This window comes from Rhizobium sp. TBD182, from assembly GCF_001950375.1.
GTDB lineage: Bacteria > Pseudomonadota > Alphaproteobacteria > Rhizobiales > Rhizobiaceae > Agrobacterium > Agrobacterium tumefaciens.
Map to the genome: position 1 here is coordinate 145,430 of NZ_BDLN01000009.1, position 24,873 is coordinate 170,302.

The following is a 24,873-nucleotide window of genomic DNA, read 5'->3' on the forward strand; positions in this document are numbered from 1 at the left end:
AAAACATGGCACCGGTCAATATTCTAAACGTCCAGAAGCGCTTCGGCGCGGTCAACATCATCCACGGCATCGATATCGATATCAAGGATGGCGAATTCGTCGTGCTGGTCGGCCCTTCCGGCTGCGGCAAATCCACCCTGCTGCGCATGATTGCGGGCCTAGAAGAAGTCAGCGACGGCGAAATCCATATAGGCACACGCGAGGTCAGCAACCTGCCCGCCCGCGACCGCGATATCGCCATGGTCTTCCAGAACTACGCCCTTTATCCGCACATGACGGTGAAGGATAATATGGGCTTCGCGCTGAAGCTGAAGAAGGTGAGCGCCGACGAAACCAAGGCCAAGGTCGACAAGGCCGCCGCCATTCTGGGGCTGGACAAGCTGCTCGACCGTTATCCGCGCCAGCTTTCCGGCGGCCAGCGCCAGCGTGTAGCCATGGGACGCGCGCTGGTGCGCGATCCGCAGGTCTTCCTGTTTGACGAACCGCTGTCTAACCTCGACGCCAAGCTGCGCGTGCAGATGCGAGGCGAGATCAAGGCCATGCATCAGCGCATCGGCACCACCACCATCTACGTCACCCACGACCAGGTGGAAGCCATGACCATGGCCGACAAGATCGTGGTGCTGCATGACGGCGTGATCGAGCAGATCGGCGCGCCGCTCGAGCTTTATGACCGTCCGGCCAACCTCTTCGTTGCCGGTTTCATCGGTTCGCCTGCGATGAATTTCATTCGTGGACGCGTCGAAGAAGGCGTGTTCCGCACCGTGAAGGGCTTAAGCCTTCCCCTGCCCGCCAACAGCGACATCGCCGCACTGGGCGGTCGCGACCTCGTCTACGGCGTGCGCCCGGAACATATCCGTGCAGCAAGCGGCGGTATCGAAGGCCGGGTCGAACTGGTCGAAGGCACCGGCTCGGAAATCTATGCCAAGCTGAACTGCAAGGGCGACGAGATTGCCTGCCTGTTCCGCGAGCGGCTGGACGTGAGGTTCGGCGATACGATCCATATCGCCATCGACCCGGAAATGGTTCACCTTTTCGACAAGGCAACCGGCAAGCGCATTTAAGGCGCATGCCGAGTAAAATTGCGTAAGACAAAGACATAGGGTGACGGGCATGGACAGCCAACACGAGAGCCGCAAACATGTGCTGTGCGTGGGTGCAGCCGTGCTCGACACCCTGTTTCGCGTCCATGACATGCCAAAGGGCGAAGGCAAGGTCCTGCCCTACGAAATGTTGCAGATCGCCGAGGGCATGGCATCCAGCGCAGCCTATGCGGTGCACCGCATGGGCGGGCGCGCCAGCCTTTGGGGTGCTGTGGGCGACGACGAGACCGGAACCCGCATCCTGCGCGATCTCGCCGAAAGCGGTATCGACACCACAGGCATGACAGTCGCCGCCGGCGCACGCTCGGCACTCTCCACGATCATTATCGATGATCGCGGTGAAAGGCTGATCGTGCCTTTTTATGATCACAGGCTGCATGAGAAGAAGCGCTGCTGCACACCAGCGGACCTCGCCGCTTACGACGCCGTGCTGGTGGATGTGCGCTGGCCGGAACTGGCGCTCGATGTTCTTGATGTGGCACGCGCACTCGGCAAACACGCCATTCTCGACGGCGACGTCGCGCCGGTCGAAACCCTCGAAAAGCTCGCACCCGCCGCAACCCACATCGTTTTTTCCGAACCCGCCGCTGCCCGGCTGACGGGGCTTGAGACGGTAGAGGACATGCTGCCGGTGCTGCACGCCCGCTACCCGCAAACCTTCATCGCCGTCACCGCCGGACCGGCAGGCTGCTGGTGGACGGAAGCTGGCGATCCCACTGTCCATTTTCAGGAAACGATGCAGGTCAACGCGGTGGATACGCTGGCGGCAGGCGACATTTTCCACGGCACCTTTGCGCTTGCCATAGCCGAAGGCATGGAAAGCCGCGCCGCCATGCGGCTCTCCTCCGTTGCCGCTGCGCTCAAATGCACGGTCTTCGGCGGCCGCATCGGCGCACCCACACGCGAAGAGACCGAAGACGCGATGCGGCAATGGCTGGAGCGTGAACGGGGACCGGCGCTACGCGCCTTCTGAGCGCATCCATTGCCCGCATAAAACTATTCCATTTTTGCGATGCCGTTTCCCGGCGAACTAGGCTAACGTCAAGTCAGAGCAAAGCTTTTCGCAAGCCGCGCTTGTTCCACCTTGAGCCTGCATTCCGCAAAAGTGATCGCCCGATGCATCAGACGACCCGCCCGAGACTGCGCGATATCGGCTTGCCGCCCGGCCATTTCGAGACCGGCCCGCTCAATGCCATCACCGATGTCGAAGGCGTGACGATCGGCCATTCGACCGTCATCGAAGGCGACACGATCCGCACCGGCGCAACCGCGATCCTGCCGCATGGCGGCAATCTTTTTCAGGACAAGGTGCCCGCCGCCTTCGCCGTCTATAACGGTTTCGGCAAGTTTGCAGGCTCGACCCAGATCGAGGAACTCGGCGAACTCGAAACGCCTGTCATCCTCACCAATACGCTTGCAACCGGCCGGGCAATCGAGACGATCAACCGCCACACACTGGCGCAGCCGGGTAACGAAAAAGTGGTGTCGATCAATGCGGTCGTCGGAGAGACCAACGATTCCCGCCTCAACGACATCCGCGCTGAACGCCCGACCGTCGAGGAAATTTCGGCCGCGCTGAAAAACGCTGCCACAGGCCCGGTGGCCGAGGGCGGCGTTGGAGCCGGGACCGGCACGGTGGCTTTCGGCATGAAGGGCGGCATCGGAACCGCATCCCGCATCGTCACCGTCGCGGGGGAGGCCTATACGCTCGGCGTTCTCGTGCAGTCCAATTATGGCGGCCATCTTCTCGTCTGCGGCAAACCCTATGTGAGCCCGGAGCACAAGGACAAGGACGGCTCGATTGTCATCATCATCGCAACCGATGCGCCGCTGTCGTCGCGCAATTTGAAGCGCTTGGCCGCTAGGAGCTTCGGCGGCCTCTCGCGCACCGGTGCGGCACTGAGCAATGGTTCCGGCGATTACGCGCTGGCATTTTCGACCAACGAGCGCCTTCGCCGCACGCCCGCACGCCGTAAGGCAGTTACAGACTATCCTGAGCTCTCCAACGATGCGATCTCGCCGCTCTTCGAAGCCGCAATAGAGGCAACCGAGGAGGCGATCCTCAATTCGCTCTGCGCGTCAACAACAACATCAGGCTTCAACGCTGGAACCGGCAAGGCCGCAACGGTTGAGGCCATTTGCATCGATACCCTTAAAACCCTTCTTTCAGCCTGACTTTTCCAGACGGAGTTTTCATGACTAGCCAATCCGGTCGCATCGTTTATCTCAACGGCGAATTTCTGCCCGAGGCGGAAGCCCGCCTTTCCATCTTCGACCGCGGCTTCCTGTTCGGCGACGGCATTTATGAAGTCACCTCCGTTCTCGAAGGCAAGCTGATCGACAGCGACCTGCACATGGCGCGGCTGGAACGCAGCGCCCGCGAAATCGACGTGCCGCTGCCGGTCACAACAAAGGAAATCGTCGAGGCCGAACGTCGCCTGATTGCCGACAACAACCTTGTCGAAGGCATGATCTACCTGCAACTGACGCGCGGCGCGGAAGACCGCAACTTCCTGTTTTCCGCCGATTTGAAGCCGACGCTGGTGATGTTCACGCAGGCCAAGAAACTCGTCGGCACCGCCGTGGAAGAGGCCGGCATTGCGGTCAAATCCGTTCCCGACCAGCGCTGGGCGCGCCGTGATATCAAGACCGTCTGCCTGCTGCCGCAGGTCATGGCAAAACGCATCGCCAAGGCTGAAGGCTGCGATGAGGCGTGGATGATCGAGGATGGTTTCGTCACCGAAGGCGCATCCTCCACCGCCTATATCATCACCGGCGACAGGAAGATCATCACCCGCGGCAACAGCAACAAGACCCTGCCCGGCTGCACCCGCCTTGCCGCCCTGCAACTGGCCAAGGAGGCCGGTTTCACGCTGGAAGAACGGCCTTTCACGCTGGAAGAGGCGATGAACGCAGACGAAGCCTGCCTGACCAGCGCCTCCAACTTCGTGGTTTCGGTGACGAAGATCGACGGCAAGCCGGTGGGTGATGGCAAACCAGGCGCGATGGTGAAACGCCTGCGCGCGCTCTATCTCGAAAACGCCCACCGCACCGCGATCTGACCGGGATCAATCTTCGAGAACCGCCCATATGCGCTCGACAACGGGACGGCGGTTCTCCTTGGAACGATAAAGCCGGATATCCACGGCAATATCGAAACTGTGATCGGCGGCACGCACCAGCGCGCCGCTATCCAGCTCGTGCCGCATCAGGCTTTCCGGCACCCAGGCAACACCCCATCCCGCCATCGCCATGGCTTTCAGCCCCACCGACATGCTGCCCTCATGCACCCGCTCGAATTTCGGCAGGCGCGCACTCAGGAGATCGCGCAACAGCGGCCCGAAGAACGATGCTTTTTCGTAATCCAGATAGGCAAAGGGTTTTTTCGCGCTTTCCGTCAGGCTGTGCAGCGGTGCGCCGTCCTCTGTGGGGGCGGAAACGGGAATGATGTTTTCCGCGCCAAGCACGCGGAATTCGAAGGTCTGCGCATCGAGCAGCATCGGCACTTCGGGGTGGGCGTAGGTCAGAAGGAAATCGCTCTGCCCGTCCACCAGCGAATTGAGGTTCTCCTCCATGCTGCCGGAATCAGGCCGCAGAACCGAAAACAGCGGTCCCGCCTTCTCGTTCACCCGTTTCAGCCAGTCCGGGAAGAAGGTGAAAGACAGCGTGTGCAGCGCCGTCAGCCGCACTGTTCTGGCATCCTCACCGTCTTCCTGCAACAGGGTGCGACGGGCGTGGTAAAGCTGCTTCAGGGTTTCCTGCGCCACCGGAACGAACTTCACCCCGGCCTCGGTCAGCCGTGAGGGATAGGAAGCGCGATCGACCAGCGTCGCGCCCACCCAGGCTTCCAGCTGCTTGATCCTCCGGCTGAAAGCGGATTGCGTCACATGCCGCTCTTCCGCCGCCTTCGAAAAATTGAGCGTTCCGGCCAGCGCCAGGAAATCCTCGAGCCATTTGACTTCCAAGGGCCTGTTCTCCCACAAAGATGTTGAACCGGCCTTTAGCTGGAACAAGGGTCTTTATTAGGAGCAATAGCAGCTGATTGAAACCCTGTTAAAGGCTTCTTGAATATTCGATCATTCGCGCCCGGCTCGCCACAAGCTCTATCCGGCTGTCGCTCAATTGATTGAGGCAGATGCGCTTCGTCCACGGCCCGTCCGAGAGCGTGAAGAGGAAGCGACCATTGCCGAGCGCCGTCAAAGGCATGGAGCGGCGCGTGGGACCGATACCCATGGTCAGCGACGAACCGGAAATCGTAAATTCCGCCCCTTCGATAGAGCGCCAAGATCCGGAAAGCTCATCGGGCACCGCATGGTCACCAACCGGCAGGAACCGACGAGCGGCGTGGCCTGCCTCGCCGACGATGGCGTCGCCCTCGAGCCTCAGAAGCATCGGAGAGGATGCGGAGCGCGATGACACCCAGCCATCGGCATCTTCATAAAGCGTGTCGTCGCCATCGATGAAGGTCGAGGTACTGCCCTTGATCTCCAGCCACCACGGTCCGCTTTCGGTGACATAGAGGCCTTCCGGCAAGCGGGCGGCGGGTTTGGGTAAAGGCAGACCGGTCAGGGCCGCCATACTTTCCAGCGCAATCTTGAAGCCGTTGGTATCCTCGCGGTTCGATACCACGACGAAACCCGTGCCGTTTTCCGGATCGAGAAGGAAGTACGTCTTGTAGCCGGGATGCGAACCGCCATGACCGACGAAACGTCTGTCGCCGAGATGTGACCAGCGCAGGCCGAGACCATATTCGCTCATCCGTCCATCGGCGAGCCGCCGCTCGGTGGAAAGCCCGTCCAGAACGCCGGCAAAGCTGCCCTCTCCGCGCATCAGCCCCTGCAGCCAGCGGGTCAGCGCTTCGGCACTGCCGGCAAGACTGCCCGAAGCGGAAATATGCAGCCCCGCCGCCGAAAGTTGCCAGTTGCTTTCAGCCTTCCAGTAACCCGGCACCAATCCGTCGACCGGATCATTCCAGACGTCCGGCGCCTTCAGGAAAACACCGAACGGTCCGGCAATTTGCGTCTGCACGAAATCGTCAAAACGGAAGCCATGGCGCTCCAGCGCCGCCTCGACCAGACGATAACCGGTATTCGAATAGGAAACCTCGCTGCCGGCCGGAAAGTTCAGCCGGGTCAGCCGCGACAGATAGTCTAGAAGCGGGCCGGCCTTCGTTTCGGTGTAGACGGAAAGACCAAGCAGCGAGAGGCATTCGCGCGTGTCCGGCAATCCGCCGCTCATATCCAGCGCCTGCCCGACAGTGACGTCGCGGAGTGGCGATTGCAGCTCCGGCAGATGCTTTCCGAGTGGATCGTCAAGCCCGATCAGATCGGAATGGGCAAGCACCATGGCACAGAAGGCATGTTTGGTGACGGAAGCGTAACGCACCACGCTTTTCGGCGTGAACGGCGCAAACGTCGAAAGGCTCTCAACCCCGCCCGCATGGGCAAAACGGATGCCATTGAGATCGAAACCGATCACTGCTCCGCCTGGCTCGTTGCCGGCCCATTGCGAGACGAAACTCTCGGCAAGCGTCGAAGCGGCGTTCCAGTCGAATTGCTGTGACATTGTTCGGTCTCGTGTCTTCGTGGGTCTTGTGGGAAGCCTCATACCGCTGCCGCGACCTTCTCCCCGGTGGGAAGAAGAAGCGAGCAGCATCCGCTCGATCTATGTGCGACGTGGGCTCAAGCCGGCTCTTCCAGCCGGATACTCAGGCTGCGCAACTCTTCGGTATGCGGGTGTTTCGTGCGGCCTTCGCGTAGATCGCCTGCATTCAGCTGCTCGACCATTTCACCATTCAGCATCACGCCCACCTGTGGGCACAGATGCGCGATAACAGCCAGATTGTGGCTGACGAGGATATAGGTGAGGTTGCGCGCCGCCCGCAGATCCTGCAACAGGTTCAGGATTTCCGCCTGCACTGAAACATCGAGCGCCGAAGTCGGCTCATCGAGCAGCAGGACCTGCGGATCGGCAATCAACGCACGCGCAATCGCCACGCGCTGACGCTGGCCGCCGGAGAGCTGGTGGGGGTAACGGAAGCGCACCGCCTGCGGCAGGGCCACATCCGATAGCGCCTGCTGGATGCGTTTTTCGATATTGTCCATGCCGTGCACCAACGGCAATTCGCTGAGGATACGGTCGATAGTCTGGCGCGGATGCAGCGAACCATAGGGGTCCTGAAACACCATCTGCACCTGCCGGAAGAATTCCGGCGTGCGCTTCAGCGGCGCATCCTTGCCGGCAAAGGCGATGCGGCCTTCCCAGCTTTCATTAAGGCCGGCCATGGCGCGCAAAATGGTGGACTTGCCCGAGCCGCTTTCGCCAACGATGCCGAAGCTGCCGCCCTTTTCCACCGAAAAGGACACGCCCTTCACCACTTCACGGTCGCCGAACTTGATACGGAGATTTTCGACGTCGATCATAGGCTGGACCACGCTGCATCACGGTTGAGAACGGGAAGACGCTCGCGCGGATGCGTCAGCGAGGGAATGCAGTTCAAGAGACCCTGCGTGTAAGGATGCTGTGCTTTCAGGAGTTCGGAAGCCTTCAGCTCCTCCATCACCCGGCCGGAATACATGACAGCCACGCGGTCGCAGAAATGCGAGACAAGCGGCAGGTCGTGGCTGATGAGGATGAGACCCATGCCGCGTTCCGATACCAGCTCCTCGATCAGCCGCAGGATTTCCGCCTGCACCGTGGCATCGAGAGCACTCGTCGGTTCGTCGGCGATCAGAAGCTCGGGATCGGGCGCCAGCATCATGGCAATCATGACACGCTGGCCCATGCCGCCGGAAACCTCGTGAGCGTAGGACGAAGCGACCTGGCGCGGATTGCGGATCTTCACCTGATCGAGCAGAGCGATTGCCGCCTCCATGGCCGCACGCTTGCTGCCGCCCTTGTGGGCGCGCCAGGCTTCCGCGATCTGTGCACCCATGGTCTTGACCGGGTTCAGCGAATATTTCGGATCCTGAAGGATGAAACCTGCCCGTTTTCCTCGGATCTGGCGCATCTGCTTTTCACTGGCGGAAAGCACGTCGATACCGTCGAAGGAGAGCTTGTCGGCCCTGATATCAGCATTGGAGGGCAGAAGCTTCATCAGCGCGCGCGCCGTGAGGCTCTTGCCCGAACCGGATTCACCGACGATGCCGAGCTTTTCTGTTCCGAGCTTCATGGAAACACCGCGCACCGCCTCGAAGCGGCTGGTGCGGGTCTGGAACGCGATCTTCAGATTTTCGATTTCGACCAGCATGGCTCAATGTCCCTTCGGGTCGAGCACGTCGCGCAGACCATCGCCAAGGAAGTTGAAGGCGAGCGAGACGAGGAAAATGGCGATGCCCGGAATGGTGGCGACCCACCATTGTTCGAAGATGAAGCGCTTGGCCGTCGCAATCATCGCACCCCATTCCGGCGAAGGCGGCTGCGCGCCCATGCCGAGGAAGCCGAGGCTTGCGGCGGTGATGATGATCGAGCTCATGTCGAGCGTGATGCGCACGATGAGGCTCGGCACGCAGAGCGGCGCGATGTGACGGGCGATGATGCGCCAGGCGGAAGCGCCTGTCAGCCGGTAGGCCGCAACGAAATCGCTGCCGCGAACCGTCATGGTTTCGGCGCGAGCGAGACGCGCATAGGGCGGCCAGGCGGTGAGCGCGATGGCGAGAATGGCGCTTTCGACGCCAGGCTTCAGCGCCGCGACGAAGGCAAGCGCCAGGATGAGGCGCGGGAAGGCCAGGAACACATCGGTCACCCGCATCAACACCGTATCGACGATACCACCGAAATAACCGGCGATGCAGCCGATGGCGAGACCGATCGGCGCAACGAGAACAACGACGGCAATGACCATGCCAAGCGTGACGCGACCACCATAGAGAATGCGCGAAAGAATGTCGCGACCCAGCTCATCCGTGCCGAACCAGTGCTCGGCACTCGGGAAGGCAAGGCGGTTGCCGAGGTTCTGCGCGGCCGGATCGTAAGGCGCGATGAACGGCGCCAGCAGCGACAGCGCAATGAAGATGATGATGATCGTGAGACCGACCACCGCCAGCGGATTGGACTTGAGGTTCAGCCAGATGCGGTACCGGTTTCCCCAGGCAGCCTGCCTGCGGGAATGCGGCGTCTCATCCAGAGCCCAGTTTCTGAAAGTTGCTAACATCATCGAACGCGGGGATCCATTACTCGGTAAAGTACGTCTGCGAGCAGGTTGAGGCCGACATAGATCAGGCCGATCAACAGGGTCGCTCCGACGACAGGGTTCATGTCCGCGTTCATGAGCGAGACGGTGAGATATTGGCCAAGGCCCGGCCAGCTGAAGACGGTTTCCGTCACCACGGCACCTTCCAGAAGGCCGGCATAGGTGAGTGCGAGAACCGTGACGAGCTGTACGGCAACCGTCGGGAAGGCGTGCCCCCAGATAACGGTCATTGCCGAAAGCCCCTTGGCACGGGCGGTAATGACATATTCGCCCTTCAGCGCATCGATCATGAAGGCGCGTGTCATGCGGGTGATATAGGCCATGCTGAAATAGGCAAGGATGCAGACGGGCTGCACCATATGGGCGATGGCGTCGTAAAACGCGTCCCAGTCGCCGGCAAGCAGCGTATCGACCGTCATCAGGCCGGTGACCGGCGAGATCATGCCGTCATAGATGATGTCCTGCCTGCCCGGTCCGGGTGCGACGCCAAGCGTGGCGTAAAATACCAGCAGCGAAATCAGCGCCAGCATGAAGACGGGTACGGAATGGCCGGCAAGGCAGACGACGCGGATGATCTGATCCGTCAACTTGCCCTGCTTCACGGCGGCCCATACGCCGAGCGGAATGCCGATCAGCGCAGCGAGAATGAGTGCTGCCGTAGCAAGCTCGAAGGTGGCGGGGAAAACGCGCTTGATATCGATCCAAACCGGGTTGCGGGTCAGGATGGAATTGCCGAAATCACCGTGCAGCACCTGCGACACATAGTGGAAAAACTGAACGACCAGTGGCTGGTCCAGGCCCATTTCGGCCCGAACCCGCACAATGACGTCTTCAGGCGCGTTGTCGCCAACTGCCGCGATGACAGGATCGACAGGCATGACGCGCCCGATCAGGAAGGTGATGACCATCAACCCGAACAGCGTCAGAATGACGCTGCTCAGTGTCGACGATATGCTTTTGACGCGCTTGTTCAATGTTACGCTTTCTTAGCATCGTGGTAGGAATTGCCCTCGGAGAGAACGCCGAGTTCAAAGCCGGAAACGCCCTTGCGGAACGCGGCCGTCTTCGTCGTCTGGAACATGAAGACGAAGGGGCTGTTTTCCATGTGCTCGCGCTGCAGCGCTTCATAAAGCTCGATGCGCTTTGCCGGGTCCTTCTCGTCGCGGGCGGCTTCTGCCTTCGCGGCAAAGTCGTCGTTCTTGAAGCGCGAACGCCACAGGAAGGGCTTGGACTTGGCGTCGTCGCCATTGTCCTTGTTGATGTTGAAGACATCGGCATTGGAATGCGGATCGAAATAATCCGTGCCCCATGCGGAAAGCGCCATCTGGTGTTCGCGGCCGCGCATCTTGGTCAGAACCTGACGGTTCTCGGCAGATTGCAGACGCACCTTGATGCCGATATCGGCAAGATTTGCCTGGATGGCCTGCGCCAGATCCGGGTAAGGCTGGGCGGAATAGTGATCCATGGTGATTTCGAAACCGTCGGCAAGACCGGCTTCCGCCATCAGCGCCTTGGCCTTTTCGACATCGCGCTGGTACGGCGTGTCGTTAACGGCGCCGGGGAAACCTTCCGGCTCGAAGCTCTGGTGAACCTTGTGCGTCAGCGGCACGATGTTTTCCTGCATGCCCTTGTAGTCCAGCGCCCATTTGATGGCCTGCCAGACCTGTGGCTTGGCAAGGTTCTCATTGCCCTGATTGAGCGAGATCAGCACCAGCGAGGCGATGCTCTTGCGCTGCAACTCGATGTTGGCGTCGTTCTGGACGGTACGCAGCTGTTCCGAGGTCAGGTCGCGGGCAATGTCGATATCGCCCTTCTGCAACATCAGAAGCTGGGAAGACGGATCGGTGACATGGCGCAGGATGACGCGCTTGATGTTACCCTTGTAGGGGCCATTCGGGTTGACGGTGAGCGCTACGCTCTCGCTCGGCTTCCAGGCCTGCAACATGAAATCGCCGGAACCGGCGCTGTTTTTCTGCAGCCAGCCATTGCCGAGGTCTTCGCCCGAGGCATTTGCCAGCACGGCCTTCTTTTCAACGATCGCGCCGATATTAGCGGAGAGGCAATAGAGCAGGAACGAGATTGCGGTCGGCTTTGCCGTCGTCAGCTTCACCGTCTTTTCGTCGGCGGCAACGATGGTGGTTTCGGCATTGCCAGGCGTGAAGCCGAACTGGCCGATGATGAAGGCCGGGCTCTTGTTCATCTTGATGGCGCGCTGCAGAGAAAAGGCCACGTCTTCCGCGGTCACTTTCGCACCGCTCGAGAAGGTCGCATCGTCACCGATCACAAAGGTGAAAACCTTGCTTTCCGCATCGGCTTCCCAGGACTTCGCGATGACCGGATCGACCTTGGTGGAATCTTCACGGTTCGCCCGCACCAGCTTCTGGTACATGTTGGACATGATTTCACCGCCGACGGCTTCGAAACCCTCATGCGGATCAAGGCTCGTCATGTTGTCCAGCTGCTGCGCGACCACCAGAATATCCTTGGGCGTCGCAGCAAATGCCGGAATGTGCGCATAGGACAGGAACGGTACGGCAGCGCCGGCAATCAGCAGGTTGCGTCTTGAAATCATCGAAAATCCCCTTTCGGACCTTATTTTTCGGAAACGGTATGGGTTCGCCCCAATCCAGTCATTTTTTTTATGTTTTCCCGCGATTACCACGAGCAAACGAGGCGCGACCAATTCCAAATTTGGCAGAGCCTATGCACGGATTGCATTTGCTCCGACCTTGACCTTTCATCTACCAATTCTCAAAAGTCTGACGACCGCGCGCCCGCGCCCCGCCCGTATCCAAAGGTGAATGACCATGACCGATGAAAAAACCGTACCCGTCTTCGACGGCCACAACGACGTGCTTCTGCGGTTATGGCGATCGGGCAATGCCTCTCCCGAAACGCTTCTCATCGAGGGTGATACGGTCGGCCACATCGACCTGCCGCGCGCCAGGAAGGGCGGGTTGGCCGGTGGCCTCTGCGCCATCTACGTCCCCTCGCCCAGCATGGAGAAGGACGCGAACGGCGACTTCACGACACCGGCTGAAGCGGACGCGCTGAAGGCGACGCTTGGCATGGCAGCCCTGCTGTTCCGCGCCGAGAAACAATCAGGCGGTGCGCTGAAAGTCTGCCGCACGGCTGCCGAGATCCGCAGCGCGATGGCAGAGGGCACCTTTGCCTCCGTCTTCCATATCGAGGGCGCAGAAGCGATCGGCGCCGATCTGGATGCGCTGCATGTTCTCCACGAGGCTGGCCTTCGCACGCTCGGACCGGTCTGGAGCCGCCCGAACATCTTCGCCTACGGCGTTCCCTTCCGCTTCCCGTCGACACCGGATATCGGCCCCGGCCTCACCGATGCCGGAAAACGGCTGGTAAAGACCTGCAACGAACTGAAGATCATGGTCGACCTGTCGCACATGAACGAACAGGGTTTCTGGGACATCGCGAAGATTTCGGACGCACCGCTGGTGGCGTCCCATTCCAACACCTATGCGCTGTGCAACCACAGCCGCAACCTGACGGACCGCCAGCTGGACGCGATCCGCGACACAGGCGGTCTTGCCGGCATCAATTTCGGCGTTCTATTCCTGCGCCAGGACGGCGTGAAGAACCCGGCTACCGATCTTGGCGAACTGGTCCGCCATGTCGACTATATCGTCAACCGCATCGGCATCGATCACGTCGCACTCGGCTCGGATTTCGACGGCACCACCATTCCAGCAGCCATGAAGGATGCGGCCGATCTGCAATTGCTGGTCACAGCCCTGCGCAACGGCGGTTATGACGACGCCGCACTCGCCAAGATTTGCCATGGCAACTGGGTACGCGTGCTGGAGAAAACGTGGGGCGCGTAACGCGCCCCGACTTTGGCATTCTCCCCGGACTTCCGTGCCGGAGACATGAAGCGGCAGGCCTCAGGCCTTTGCCGCTTTCTTTTTGCCCGTGGACCGAAACGCCAGCAGGCCTGCGACCAGACCAGCAATGGCCCATTTGATCGGCAGTACATCCGCCGTCTCGCTACGGATCGGCAGAACGGTCACTGTTCCCGGACGCGATTCATATCCGGCCTGCCCGCCAGCCTTCGCATCAGCGATCTGCTGCGGCGAAACAACCCATTCGGCGCCCCGCATCTTGTCATAAGCCATGTAGCCGCCGCCCACCAAAAGGGCTGCGATCAGCGAAATTACTATTCTTGTAGGCATGTTCATTTTGCATTTCCTTCAATTGAAAGAAGCGTTTAATCACATCAAACATCGCCTCCAAGCAATCGGAACGATTAATTCACGGAGTTTTTGATCTAAAATTTGAACATCGCTCTTTTTGGTTGCATTTTTCATTTTAACGGCGAAAATCTCGTTGGTTTGTCGCCAAACTTCACATCGACACGTCACGCATTTCTGCTAAGCAAATTTCCTCAACCGAAACGAATTAGCGACACAATCCTGTGGTTCGCCAACCAAGGGACTGGCGCTGGAAAAAGCAAATGGCAGACAAGAGCGAAATTATACAGACCGATATTACCGAATCCCCGGTTGAAAGCTTCTTTGCCAGAAACCGGCCCTATCTGACGGCCATCGCCATTACGCTCATCTTCGTGATGATGACGTTTGCGATTTACCGCCTCACATCCGAAGTGCGGTACGATGATGTGATCGCAGCTCTTCTGGACACTTCGCTTCCGGCCATTCTTCTTGCAATGGTCTTTACGGCGCTGAGCTTCCTGTCGCTGATTTTCTATGACGCCAACGCGATCGAATATGTCGGCAAAAAGGTGCGCTTCCCGTCCATGGCGGCCACCGCTTTTGCCGCTTACGCCATCGGCAACACTGCTGGATTTGGCCCCTTGAGCGGCGGCGCCATACGCTTTCGCGCCTATTCCAGGCTGGGACTTTCGCCGGGTGACATCGCCCGCGTCATCGCCTTCGTCACGCTGTCCTTCGGGCTGGGCCTTTTGTCGGTCAGCGCCCTTTCGACCTTCATCGTCGCACCACGCATCGCCGCCATCATCGGTCTCGACCCGACTGTTCTAAGGGGCGGAGCGCTCGCCGTCATTGCCGTTCTCGTTACCACCGCCTACGTCGGCCGCAACGGCAAGGCGATCCGGCTTGGCAAATGGCGACTGCGCCTTCCCGACAGCCGCACCTCCTCGCGCCAGTTCCTCGTCTCCGCCTTTGATATCGCCGCCTCCGCCTCCGTGCTTTATGTGCTCCTGCCCGAGACGCATCTCGGCTGGCCGACATTCTTCGCGATCTATGCCACCGCCGTTGGCCTTGGCGTTCTCAGCCACGTTCCCGCCGGTCTCGGTGTGTTCGAAACGGTTATGGTAGCCGGGCTCGGCAACGCGATCAGCGTCGATCAGCTGCTCGGAAGCCTCGTTCTTTATCGCGTCATCTATCACGTCCTGCCGCTGGTTGTTGCCATTCTGGTGATGATCGTTTCCGAAATGAAGCAGTTCGCGGCCAAGCCGGTGGTCTCCGATATCAGCCAGCTTGCCGTGCGGCTGGCGCCACCGCTGCTCTCCACCTTCGCGATCATTCTCGGCACCATGCTGATCTTTTCGAGCGTGACGCCGACGCCCGGCAGCAATCTGGATTTCCTGTCGAATTTCGTGCCACTGCCGATCATCGAGGCGGCGCACTTTCTGACGAGCATTCTCGGCCTTGGCCTCGTTGTCGCCTCCCGCGGCCTCGGGCAGCGGCTGGATGGGGCGTGGTGGATTGCCCTTGTCGCCGCATCGCTGGCGCTCATCCTGTCGCTGGTGAAGGCGATCGCCGTTTTCGAAGCAATCTTCCTCGGCATCTTCATCGCGGCGCTCGCCCTCAATATGCGCAGCTTCAACCGTCATGCCTCGCTGGTCAAACAGGCGCTGGGACCAAGCTGGCTCGCCGCTATGGCCGTCATCATCGCCGGCGCGGCAACGATCCTTCTGTTCGTCTACCGTGACACCGACTACAGCCACACATTGTGGTGGGAATTCGAGTTCTCCGAAGAAGCACCGCGCGGTCTGCGCGCCCTTCTCGGCCTGGTGCTTGCTTCCTCCACCATTGCAATTTTCAGCCTGATGCGGCCGGTCACTTTCAAGCCGGATTCCATCCAGCCGGAAGACGTTGAACGTGCAACCGACATCGTCATGCAGCAGGATTCGGCCGATGCCAATCTGGTGCGCATGGGCGACAAGCATGTGATGTTCTCGGAAAGCGGCAGCGCCTTCATCATGTACGGCATTCAGGGCCGATCATGGATAGCCTTCGCCGACCCCGTCGGCAACGAGGAGGATTTTCCCGATCTGGTCTGGCAATTCGTGGAATCCGCCCGTTCGGCGGGTGCGCGCGCCGCCTTCTACCAGATTTCGCCCTTCCTCCTGTCCCATTGCGCCGATGCGGGCCTGCGTGCCTTCAAGCTTGGCGAACTGGCGCTGGTCGATCTTACCGCATTCGAATTGAAGGGCGGCAAGCTCGCAACCCTTCGCCAGTCCCTGAGCCGCGGCGCCCGCGACGGGCTGACCTTCGAAGTTGTCGAGCAATCGCATGTTGCCGATATTCTGGATGATCTCAAGCAGGTCTCGGATGGCTGGCTCACCCACCACAATACAAGGGAAAAGAGATTTTCTCTCGGTGCGTTCGAGCCCAACTACATTCTCTCCCAGCCCGTCGCCGTGCTGCGCAAGGATGGCAAGATCACCGCCTTTGCCAATCTGATGGTGACGGACACAAAAAAGGAAGCCACCGTCGATCTTATGCGCTTTTCACCGGATGCACCGCGCGGCTCGATGGATTTCCTCTTCGTCAGCATCATGCAGCACCTGCGCGAGGCGGGATATGAAAGCTTCAATCTCGGCATGGCACCCATGTCCGGCATGTCGAAGCGCGATGCGGCACCGGTCTGGGACCGCATTGGCAGCACGCTTTTCGAACATGGCGAACGTTTCTACAACTTTAAGGGCCTTCGTGCGTTCAAGACGAAGTTCCACCCGAAATGGGAACCGCGTTACCTCGCCGTACAAAATGGCGCAGACGCCGCTCTGGCGCTGATGGACGCGACGGTTCTGATCAGTGGCGGCGTCAGAGGAGTGATCGGAAAATGAGAAAATACAGCATGCTGAAAGCAGCCCTTGCCGCTTCCGCCCTGTTCCTCTCCCCGTTGTTTGCTTCCAGCGCCGCCTTTTCGCAGGACAAGCCAGCCTATGACACCGGCATGATTCCCGCCGAGCACATCATGGTGCCGGATGGTGAAATTCTCGCCAGCGTCTTCCTGATTTCCGATGCGGACGGATGGACCGGCACCGACGAAGAACGCGCCAAAGCACTGGTGGAAAAGGGTGCCGCGGTGGTCGGCATCGATTTCAAGGAATATCTGAAGGCACTCGAGGCCGATGATGACGAGTGTATCTATATGATCTCGGACATCGAGTCGCTGTCGCAGCAGATCCAGCGCACCGCCGGGACCGCAAGCTATCGCCAGCCTATCCTCACCGGCATCGGCAAGGGCGGAACGCTGGCGCTCGCCATGATCGCGCAAAGCCCGGTCTCCACCGTTCAGGAAGCCATCGCGGTTGACCCCAAGGCTGGCCTGCCGCTTGAGAAGATACTCTGCACCCCGGCCACCAAGGACAAGGTGGACGGTGAAACGGTTTATGGCCTGACCGATGGCCCGCTGCCAGCTCCTGTCAGCGTGCTGTTCACGCCCGATGCGGATCAGAAGGGCCGCGACCACGTTAACGCCCTGGTGAAGCTTCATCCCGATATCGAAGTGACTGATGTGACAGGCAAGGCGGATGAGATTTTGTCCCAGACCCTGTCCGACAAGGTCGATGCGGCGGGCGACACCAGCAGCCCGCTAGGCCTGCCGATCACGGTCCTCGAAACGAGCCCGGCGATGGACACCATGGCGGTGATCTATTCCGGTGACGGCGGCTGGCGCGATCTGGACGAGGAAGTCGGCGGCGCGCTGCAAAAGCAGGGGATACCTGTGATCGGCGTCGATGCCCTGCGTTACTTCTGGAAAGAAAAACAACCGCAGGAAGTGGCCAATGACCTTGCGCGCATCATCGACACCTACCGCAAGGAATGGAAGGTTCGGAACGTCGTGCTGATCGGCTATTCCTTTGGCGCCGATATCATTCCCGCCACCTATAATCTCCTGCCCGAACGCGCGAAATCCCATGTCGTGCAGCTGACGCTGCTTGGACTTTCGACCGAAGTCGATTTCGAGATTTCCGTCCAGGGCTGGCTCGGCGTTGCAGGCGAAGGCAAGGGCGGCAAGACCATCGACGACATCGTCAAGATCGATCCGAAGCTGGTGCAATGCGTCTATGGCACGGAGGAAGAGGATGAAGATCCCTGCCCCGGCCTGAAGGCAAAGGGCGTGGAGACGGTCGGCATCGAAGGTGGCCACCATTTCGATGAGGACTATGAGGGGCTTGCCAAGCGCATCGTGACCTCCCTGAAAACCCGGCTACCGAAATAGGCTGTCGCAACCTCTGCGGCTTCGGGAGAATTCCCGAAGCCCATACTTCCATCAGAATTCAATCACCCGAAGCGCCGCCGGCAGGATGCCGGCTCCCCGACTTGCCGATCTCGGCTCGCAAACCTTCCTTGAAGGTTCCACGCATCACGGCCATACTTGCGGAATCGATTAAACTATTATTCAAAAGAAATATGCTGGCGGCGGATATCCATGGCATTTCCGCAACCATGCTTCTGTTGATTACCAATCATAGATTTTATATTTCCCGACCGGTTCAGGGGCCGCCGCATGCTCGCACGAAAGACCAAAACTCCAGTTCTCGTGGAACGCATCGACCAGTTCGTCGGTCGGGTCAGGGAGGCGATGAAAAGCAGCGAGACGTTGCGAAACAAAAAAATCCGCGATCTTTGGGACGCAGAGGTCCGCTACCATTTCGACAATGGCCGCACGGAAAAGACGCTCGAACTTTACATCATGAAATATCGCTATGCCCTGAAGGCCGAATTTGGCGCAAAGAGCACCCCGCTTGCCATCTGCAACATGAAAAAGCTGCGGGAGCGGCTGAAGACCTATATAGAGCGGGCCGACTATCCGAAAACCGGCGTGGCGACCTCCATTGTCGAAAAGATCGAACGGGCGGAGTTCAACACCGCCGGCCGCAAGCCGACAGTGCTTTTGCGGATCGCGGATTTTATTGCAGCGATGAACGGCCTGGGCTCGAAAGAAGAGATGCAGGCCTTGTGGACCGCTGAAATCGACCTCATGAAGGGCAGAGCCCAGACGACGATCATTTCCTACATCACCAAATATCGTAACGCCATCCGCGAAGCCTTCGGTGACGAGCATCCAATGCTGAAGATCGCCACCGGCGATGCAGCGATGTACGACGATGCGCGCCGGGTCAAGATGGAGAAGATCGCCAATAAGCATGGTGCGCTGATCACGTTCGAAAATTACCGGCAGGTTCTGAAGATTTGCACCGATTGCCTCCAGTCCAACGATCCGCTGATGATCGGCATCGGCCTGATCGGCATGACGGGGCGACGCCCCTACGAGGTCTTTACGCAGGCCGAGTTTTCACCCGCTCCCTATGGCAAGGGCGTTTCCAAATGGAGCATCCTGTTTAACGGCCAGGCCAAGACGAAGCAGGGCGAAGGAACGAAATTCGGGATTACCTACGAGATCCCGGTCCTTGCACGCTCCGCAACCATCCTGTCCGCCTACCAGCGCCTGCGCGAAAGCGGGCAGGGAAAATTGTGGCACGGCATGTCGATCGACGATTTTTCATCGGAAACCCGCCTGCTGCTTCGGGACACGGTTTTTAATCTGTTCGAGGATCTCTGGCCGAAGGAAGAACTGCCCAAGCCCTATGGCTTGCGGCACCTTTATGCGGAGGTGGCGTATCACAATTTCGCGCCGCCCCATGTCACCAAGAACAGCTATTTCGCGGCCATCCTCGGACACAATAATAACGACCTCGAAACCTCGCTGTCCTACATGACCTACACGCTGCCGGAAGACCGCGACGATGCATTGGCGCGAGCCAAACGCACGAATGAGCGCACATTGTTGCAGATGGCGACCATCGCCCCCGTCTCCCGCAAGAACCCGTAGCGGTACCCGGAACTGCCCTAGAAAAAGCCTCTAATACGGCCTTGCCTCAGGATAGCGCTGAACACGCTGCCAGCGGTATTTTCGCATGTCTGTCCCAACAGCCCGGACAAATGTGCCGCCCTCAGCTTTTGCCAAGTCTTTCGCCTTTGTCTGCCGGCGTGGTGTTGGCGTTGGCGCTTGGGGCCGCTTCTGCCTGCACGCGATCTGAACGCGGCCACGCACCAAACAATCAATATAAATCTCAACTAATTTAATAATACAAAATATTTACTCTAAATATTACTTTTAATTATACAGCTACGCGCAAGACTATACTGCAATTATCCGCTTCATAACTGGTTCACGCACAGATTTTGCCATAGTTTTTTCGGAGACACATGGTGCTGCCCGCATATACGACTTACGCTCTTTACAATCGTGATATGGAATTGTCGCTGAAACGCGTCGCGAACGACCCCGTCGTATCGCGCGACGCCAAATATTATGCGGATAATATCGGCAAGGTCAAAAACCTCGACGCGTTCCTGAAGGACTTCCGGCTGTATTCCTATGCCATGAAGGCACATGGACTGGAGGAAATGATCTATGCCACCGCCTTCATGAAGAAGGTGCTGGAAAGCAATCTCAACGATCCGAACAGCTTCGCCAACAAACTGAAGGATACGCGATACCGCGACTTCGCTGCCTCTTTCGATTTCGGCACGATCAAAGCGGAAAAATCGGTTCAGACAAAATCCCAGCAGGACCGGTTGATTGCCACCTATCACGCTACGATCGAACAGGAAGGCGCCGAATTAAAGGAAGAGACCCGTTTTTACAACATTGCCATCGAGAAGGTCGGGCATGTCGACGATATCTTCAAGAACACGCGGCTTCGGGATTATATCTTCAAATCCTTCGGCATCGACCCCGAGACCTTCAGCTACAAGCACGTCAAAAACGTTCTGACGAGCGACATCAGCAATGCCGATAGCTACATCAACAAGACCTACAAGTCATTGATCCCGGAGTGGAAGGCAAAGGCGGCCGATCTGCGCATAGAACGTGCAGGCGTCGCGTCCACCGACAAACCGGCGCTCGCAAAGATCGACTACCTGATCAGCCAATATAACAAGCGTATCAACGATGCCAACAAACTCTTCGAGATGGCGGCCGCGTTTAATTTCCGGGACGACGGCCGCGTAGATGACGGCATGCCGGCGCAGACGGCTGCGCAGAGGCGACTGATTAATGAAACCTACGTTCTTTCAAATCCCCGCCTGACGCAGGCCGGAGCTGTTCTCAACCGCGAGTATTTCGCGGACAAGATGAAAACCATCACCGAGGCCAGCCAGATGACGCAGTTTGCGCGCCTGAGAACGATGCTCATCGTCAGCTTCAATCTGACGGACAATGATGAGACGGACAAGAAAATCGGCTGGGCCGTCTTGCAGGATCCGAATGATCCGAAAAGCCCTATCCACAAGGAGAAGGACAAAGGTCTTGTCGATCTGGCACGCGCCTTCAATTTCGGTGCGGATGGCAAGATCAAGACCGGCAAGGTCGCGCAGACCGCCGAACAGCTCAACACCATGATGAACCTCTACTTCAGCCGTTACGATGACAAGGACGAAGCAGCGGACGAAAAGGCAATCAAGAACTACCAGCGCTATATCGGCCTGACGAAAAATCTCGAGGATTTTCTGTCGAACGCGCAGGGCGCGGTCATCATTCGAAACTTCGCCCTGAAGGCCTTCGATATGACCGCTGAAGAAGCCTCGTCCTTCACGCTGAAACGGGTATTTACCAGCGATCTGTCAGACCCGAAAAGTTACGTTTACACTTTGAAAGACGAGCGTTTCGTGCGGCTGGCCAAGGCTTTCAACTTTGATGCCGAGGGCAAGATCGGCTCACCCCGGCTCGCCCAGTCGGAAAACGAGATCACCCGAATATCACGAAATTATCTGAAGGAAGTTACCCGTTGGGACAAGGACAAAAAGGTCAGGGAGAAAGGCGAAAAGGAGGTCACCTACTATCGCCAGAAAATGGAAACGATTGAAACCGTCGATCAATTGCTCTCCGACCGCCGCCTTCTCGATTTCATGCTGATTGCGCAGCGTATCGACCCCAAAACGGTCACCACCGACTACCTCAAGAAGATCTTCAAGTCCGACCTCAAGGACCCAAAAAGCTTCGCCAATACGGAAAAGGATGCCCGCTTCCGCGCACTTGCCGGCTCCTTCAATTTCGACGCCAAGGGGAATATCGTCGCGAAAGCCGGCCAGAGCGTGCAGAACACCCGCAGCCTCATGGAAACACGCGACAAATATGTTCGGCAGACGCTGGAACAGCGGGTCGGCGAAGAAAATTCCGGCGTTCGCCTTGCGCTCTATTTCAAGCGCATGGCCGCCAGCATTTCCAATCCCTACGACATACTCGCCGACAATGCGCTTGCGGAGTTCACCCGCACCGCCCTTGGAATTCCCGCAGAAACCGCAAACTCCAAGGTGGATGCGCAGGCAAAGATGATCGAGAAGAAACTGAAGATAAAGGACCTGCAGGACCCCAAGAAGGTCGAAAAACTGGTCAATCGCTTTTTGCTGACATTCGAAGCGAACAACGCAACGTCGGATCCGCGTCTCGCTCTATTCGGCAGCGGCAGCACGTCCATCAGCGGCAATACACTCGCGACGTTGGGGCAACTCCGCAGCCGCCGCAGAGGTTAGACCATCCATAAGTGTTGGCCGCAGGTTTTGCCCTGCGGCCAACATCATCTTAGTCAAACCCGCCCCTCGCCTGAAGTGCGGTAGAGCAGGGTCAATACGGTCAAAGCCAGCCCGACCAGCGCGACCGAGCCGAAAATGTAGAAGTTCCACTCCGGAGCCAGGCCCCGTTGCAGCACGAGACCGCCGATCATCGGACCGGCGATGCCGCCCAGCCGCCCGACGGCCAGGGAAAAGCCAAGACCCGTACCGCGAATATGGACAGGATAAAGCCGCCCGACCAGAACGTTGGCAAGAATCTGGGTTCCAATCGTTCCCGCACCCGCAAGGGCAACGAAGAGATAGAGCAACGGCCCCTTGTTTACCGTCAACGCCCAGATCGAAGCCGCGCCAATGGCAAAGAGGACGGCCACAACCACCTTGACGTTACCCTTGTCGGCGAAACGCCCGCCGATGAGAATGCCGATTGCGGCTCCGACATTGAGCATGATGGAAAAGCTGAGCGCCGAACTGATGTCGTAGCCCATCTTGTTCATGATGGTGGGCAGCCAGTTGACCATGCCGAAGGTCAGCAGAAGCGAGCAAAAGTGAATGCCCCATGCATTCAGCGTCGAAAGTAGCCGGCCTTCCGAGAAGAGGGCGCCCACGCCGCCCTTTTGGATCTTGGCATGCGGCGTAATGCGTTGCAGGCCGTAAGTGTCGCAAATCCCGTCTGCCTCTGCCTGCCGGCCCTTGCTTGCCAGCCATTCCGGCGATTCCGGCAGGAACCGCATGAAGATCGGCAGAAGAACAAGCGGCAGGCCGCCGATCAGCATCAATGGCCGCCAGCCATAGCTCTCCAGAAGCAAAATACCCATAAGGCCGGAAATAATGCCGCCGATAAGATAACCGAGGAACGACAGGGAGTTTGCCTGTGCCCTGCGCTTGGGCGGCGAGAATTCCAGCACGAGCGCGGTAACCGTCGGCAGGAGCGCGCCAAGGCCGAGACCGGCGAAGAAGCGCGTGATTTCGAAAGCAAGAAAGTTCGGCGTCATGGCCGAGGCGATCATCATCGCTGAAAATCCGGCAAGGCTGATGAGAACGACCTTCCGGCGGCCGATACGGTCCGCCATGGTGCCGGCAAACAGCGCGCCGAGCAGCATGCCCACCAGCGTCAAGGCGGCAGCCCGCCCGACCATGGCCGGATTGAGCGTCCATGCGCCTTCTTTCAGCAACGCCGGTGCAACCGCGCCGTAAACGACAAGATCGTAACCGTCGAACATGATCATCAGGCCGCATGTCGCGATGACGCCAGCCGGGTTCTTCGTCCGCACCGAGGCGGCGCTCATATAGTTCGTGGACATATTCCTCCCTTTCACGCATGAACGCGCCACCCGGAATGGATCGACGTCTTCCCGTTCCTGCGATTGCTCCCTGGGTGCCCGGCTTGCTCCACCCTGATGTGCGTCTCGCTCCTGTCAAGACACATATCGCCGGCATCACCCGCCTTCGATTAAATGTTGCGTTTGCAAAAATTGCAATTGAAATATTAACAATCGTCAACAGCCATTGCAGGCGTGGATTTCAGTCGCCTTCCAGCCCCGAAATCCTCGACAAAGTCGGCGTCCAGTTCAAAATACGAATGCGGTTATAGGCGCCGTGAATGACAAAAGGGTCGGCGTCGCTAAAAGCCATGACGTCCTCGATACAGCGGGCTTCAGCAATGATGAGGGCAGCGGCAGACCCTCCGCTTTCCGCCTGCATCGGGCCGGATGCGAGAATTCTGAATCCTTCCGGAACGCCATCTTCGTTGCGTAAATGAGCCTTGTGGGCACTCATTTGCGCCAACCTTTGCTCAGCGGCAGCGGGATCACTTTCCGCAAAACGCACATAGAGCCGGGGACGATCGCTACCGCGGGTCATCGGGCGAGCACGAAATCGTGGTCCACCGACCAGAACCAGCCGTTGGCGAACCCAAGCTCCTGCGCCCTCTGCGCATCCTCCACGCGCTGAAAATCGGCCAGCAGGCTTTCCTTCACACCGAAAACCGCATCCGAACGAATGTAAGGATCATCAGGGTCGAAAATATGCGTGACGAGCGTGGTGAAGCCTTCTGCCGAAACGATGTAGTGCAGATGCGCTGGTCGGTAGGGATGACGCCCCATGGCCCGCAGAAGCTGCCCCACGGGGCCATCATCCGGTATCGGGTAATATTTCGGCTTCGCGGCCCGGAACCAGTAGCGTCCGTCCTCACCGGTGACGAATACGCCACGCAGGTTGAAATCGGGCTGAATGCCCTTCTGCTGCACGTCGTAGAAACCTTCGTCATTGGCCTGCCAGACGTCAATGCGGGCGCCTGCGACCGGCATTCCGTCGGTGTCGAGAATGCGGCCGGTTACCAGCATGTCCTCGCCCTTGCCGTCGAGGCAGATATTGGCGCCCATCGGCATCTCAGGCGCATCGGCCACATGAAAAGGCCCGAGAACGGTGGATTCCGACGCGCCGCTCGGCTTGCGGTGGTTGATCGCGTCGACCAGCATGGAAACGCCGAGAATATCGGAAAAAAGGATCCACTCCTGCCGCCATTCATTGCAGATCTGGCCGACCTCGGTCAGAAAATGGATCGCCTTCATCCATTCCTCTTCAGTCGGCTCAATCTCTTTCACCGCCTCGTGAAGCTTGCGGGTGACGACCGACATGATCTCCTTGAGACGCGGATCGTCACAATCGCGCATACGGGCGATCACGGTTTCGGCCGAACGTTCCTCGACGAAATAGCCGTCGTCACCGGTCGTTTTCATGTCCATAATGTCCTCCTCCCATC

General features: G+C 58.9%; 20 protein-coding genes. 9 read left to right on the forward strand and 11 right to left on the reverse strand.

What is annotated here, in order from left to right; translation table 11 throughout:
- Positions 1-5 precede the first annotated feature (5 nt).
- The 4 genes from T18_RS22090 (at position 6) to T18_RS22105 (ending at position 4,165) form a co-directional block, all read left to right on the forward strand.
- Positions 6-1,064: an ABC transporter ATP-binding protein gene (locus T18_RS22090; RefSeq protein WP_019565059.1), complete on the forward strand. Its 1,059-nt coding sequence runs from the start codon at positions 6-8 to the stop codon at positions 1,062-1,064.
- A 49-nt stretch (positions 1,065-1,113) separates the two neighbouring features.
- Positions 1,114-2,076, forward strand: coding sequence for a sugar kinase (locus tag T18_RS22095; RefSeq protein ID WP_038492131.1), 963 nt, complete (start codon positions 1,114-1,116; stop codon positions 2,074-2,076).
- A 143-nt stretch (positions 2,077-2,219) separates the two neighbouring features.
- Positions 2,220-3,278, forward strand: a complete 1,059-nt coding sequence (locus T18_RS22100) for a P1 family peptidase (protein WP_038492134.1) — start codon at positions 2,220-2,222, stop codon at positions 3,276-3,278.
- Between the two features lie 20 nt (positions 3,279-3,298).
- Complete coding sequence (locus T18_RS22105; RefSeq protein ID WP_003514109.1) at positions 3,299-4,165, forward strand: D-amino-acid transaminase; 867 nt, start codon at positions 3,299-3,301, stop codon at positions 4,163-4,165.
- Positions 4,166-4,171: 6 nt separating this feature from the next.
- On the opposite strand, the gene T18_RS22110 is transcribed toward T18_RS22105, so the two are convergent.
- The 7 genes from T18_RS22110 to T18_RS22140 form a co-directional block, all read right to left on the reverse strand.
- Positions 4,172-5,068, reverse strand: coding sequence for a LysR substrate-binding domain-containing protein (locus T18_RS22110; protein WP_003514111.1), 897 nt, complete (start codon positions 5,066-5,068; stop codon positions 4,172-4,174).
- A gap of 88 nt (positions 5,069-5,156) precedes the next feature.
- Entirely contained in the window at positions 5,157-6,668 is a 1,512-nt protein-coding gene (locus T18_RS22115) for a serine hydrolase domain-containing protein (protein WP_038492137.1), read from the reverse strand.
- A gap of 116 nt (positions 6,669-6,784) precedes the next feature.
- On the reverse strand, positions 6,785-7,525 hold the full coding sequence (locus T18_RS22120; RefSeq protein WP_003514115.1) for an ABC transporter ATP-binding protein: 741 nt from the start codon (positions 7,523-7,525) through the stop codon (positions 6,785-6,787).
- Positions 7,522-8,352, reverse strand: coding sequence for an ABC transporter ATP-binding protein (locus tag T18_RS22125; protein ID WP_003503986.1), 831 nt, complete (start codon positions 8,350-8,352; stop codon positions 7,522-7,524). Before T18_RS22125 ends, T18_RS22120 begins: the two co-directional genes overlap by 4 nt.
- A gap of 3 nt (positions 8,353-8,355) precedes the next feature.
- Positions 8,356-9,258: a nickel transporter permease gene (gene nikC, locus T18_RS22130; protein ID WP_013636786.1), complete on the reverse strand. Its 903-nt coding sequence runs from the start codon at positions 9,256-9,258 to the stop codon at positions 8,356-8,358.
- Positions 9,255-10,268, reverse strand: coding sequence for an ABC transporter permease (locus T18_RS22135; protein ID WP_003514118.1), 1,014 nt, complete (start codon positions 10,266-10,268; stop codon positions 9,255-9,257). Before T18_RS22135 ends, nikC begins: the two co-directional genes overlap by 4 nt.
- 2 nt (positions 10,269-10,270) lie before the next feature.
- Positions 10,271-11,866: an ABC transporter substrate-binding protein gene (locus T18_RS22140; RefSeq protein ID WP_038492140.1), complete on the reverse strand. Its 1,596-nt coding sequence runs from the start codon at positions 11,864-11,866 to the stop codon at positions 10,271-10,273.
- Positions 11,867-12,101: 235 nt separating this feature from the next.
- Between T18_RS22140 and T18_RS22145 the strand changes: the two genes are divergently transcribed.
- Entirely contained in the window at positions 12,102-13,142 is a 1,041-nt protein-coding gene (locus T18_RS22145) for a dipeptidase (RefSeq protein WP_038492940.1), read from the forward strand.
- Between the two features lie 60 nt (positions 13,143-13,202).
- On the opposite strand, the gene T18_RS22150 is transcribed toward T18_RS22145, so the two are convergent.
- Positions 13,203-13,496 (reverse strand): hypothetical protein, encoded by a 294-nt coding sequence (locus T18_RS22150; protein WP_003514125.1) that lies wholly within the window; start codon positions 13,494-13,496, stop codon positions 13,203-13,205.
- Positions 13,497-13,771: 275 nt separating this feature from the next.
- On the opposite strand from T18_RS22150, the gene mprF reads away from it, so the two are divergent.
- The 4 genes from mprF (at position 13,772) to T18_RS22170 (ending at position 22,073) form a co-directional block, all read left to right on the forward strand.
- Positions 13,772-16,372 (forward strand): bifunctional lysylphosphatidylglycerol flippase/synthetase MprF, encoded by a 2,601-nt coding sequence (gene mprF, locus T18_RS22155; protein WP_013636789.1) that lies wholly within the window; start codon positions 13,772-13,774, stop codon positions 16,370-16,372.
- A gap of 11 nt (positions 16,373-16,383) precedes the next feature.
- On the forward strand, positions 16,384-17,754 hold the full coding sequence (locus T18_RS22160; RefSeq protein WP_019565052.1) for a virulence factor: 1,371 nt from the start codon (positions 16,384-16,386) through the stop codon (positions 17,752-17,754).
- Positions 17,755-18,042: 288 nt separating this feature from the next.
- Positions 18,043-19,368, forward strand: coding sequence for a telomere resolvase (locus tag T18_RS22165; protein ID WP_038492144.1), 1,326 nt, complete (start codon positions 18,043-18,045; stop codon positions 19,366-19,368).
- A 377-nt stretch (positions 19,369-19,745) separates the two neighbouring features.
- Complete coding sequence (locus tag T18_RS22170) at positions 19,746-22,073, forward strand: DUF1217 domain-containing protein (RefSeq protein ID WP_038492147.1); 2,328 nt, start codon at positions 19,746-19,748, stop codon at positions 22,071-22,073.
- A 53-nt stretch (positions 22,074-22,126) separates the two neighbouring features.
- On the opposite strand, the gene T18_RS22175 is transcribed toward T18_RS22170, so the two are convergent.
- The 3 genes from T18_RS22175 to graB form a co-directional block, all read right to left on the reverse strand.
- Entirely contained in the window at positions 22,127-23,413 is a 1,287-nt protein-coding gene (locus tag T18_RS22175; RefSeq protein ID WP_038492150.1) for an MFS transporter, read from the reverse strand.
- Positions 23,414-23,633: 220 nt separating this feature from the next.
- A complete protein-coding gene (locus T18_RS22180; RefSeq protein ID WP_038492153.1) occupies positions 23,634-23,972 on the reverse strand; it encodes a YciI family protein in 339 nt (112 codons plus the stop codon).
- Positions 23,969-24,856 carry a hydroxyquinol 1,2-dioxygenase gene (graB, locus tag T18_RS22185; protein WP_038492156.1) on the reverse strand — a complete coding sequence of 296 codons (888 nt, stop codon included), beginning with the start codon at positions 24,854-24,856 and terminating at the stop codon, positions 23,969-23,971. The genes T18_RS22180 and graB overlap by 4 nt, the downstream gene beginning before the upstream one ends.
- Between the last annotated feature and the right edge of the window lie 17 nt (positions 24,857-24,873).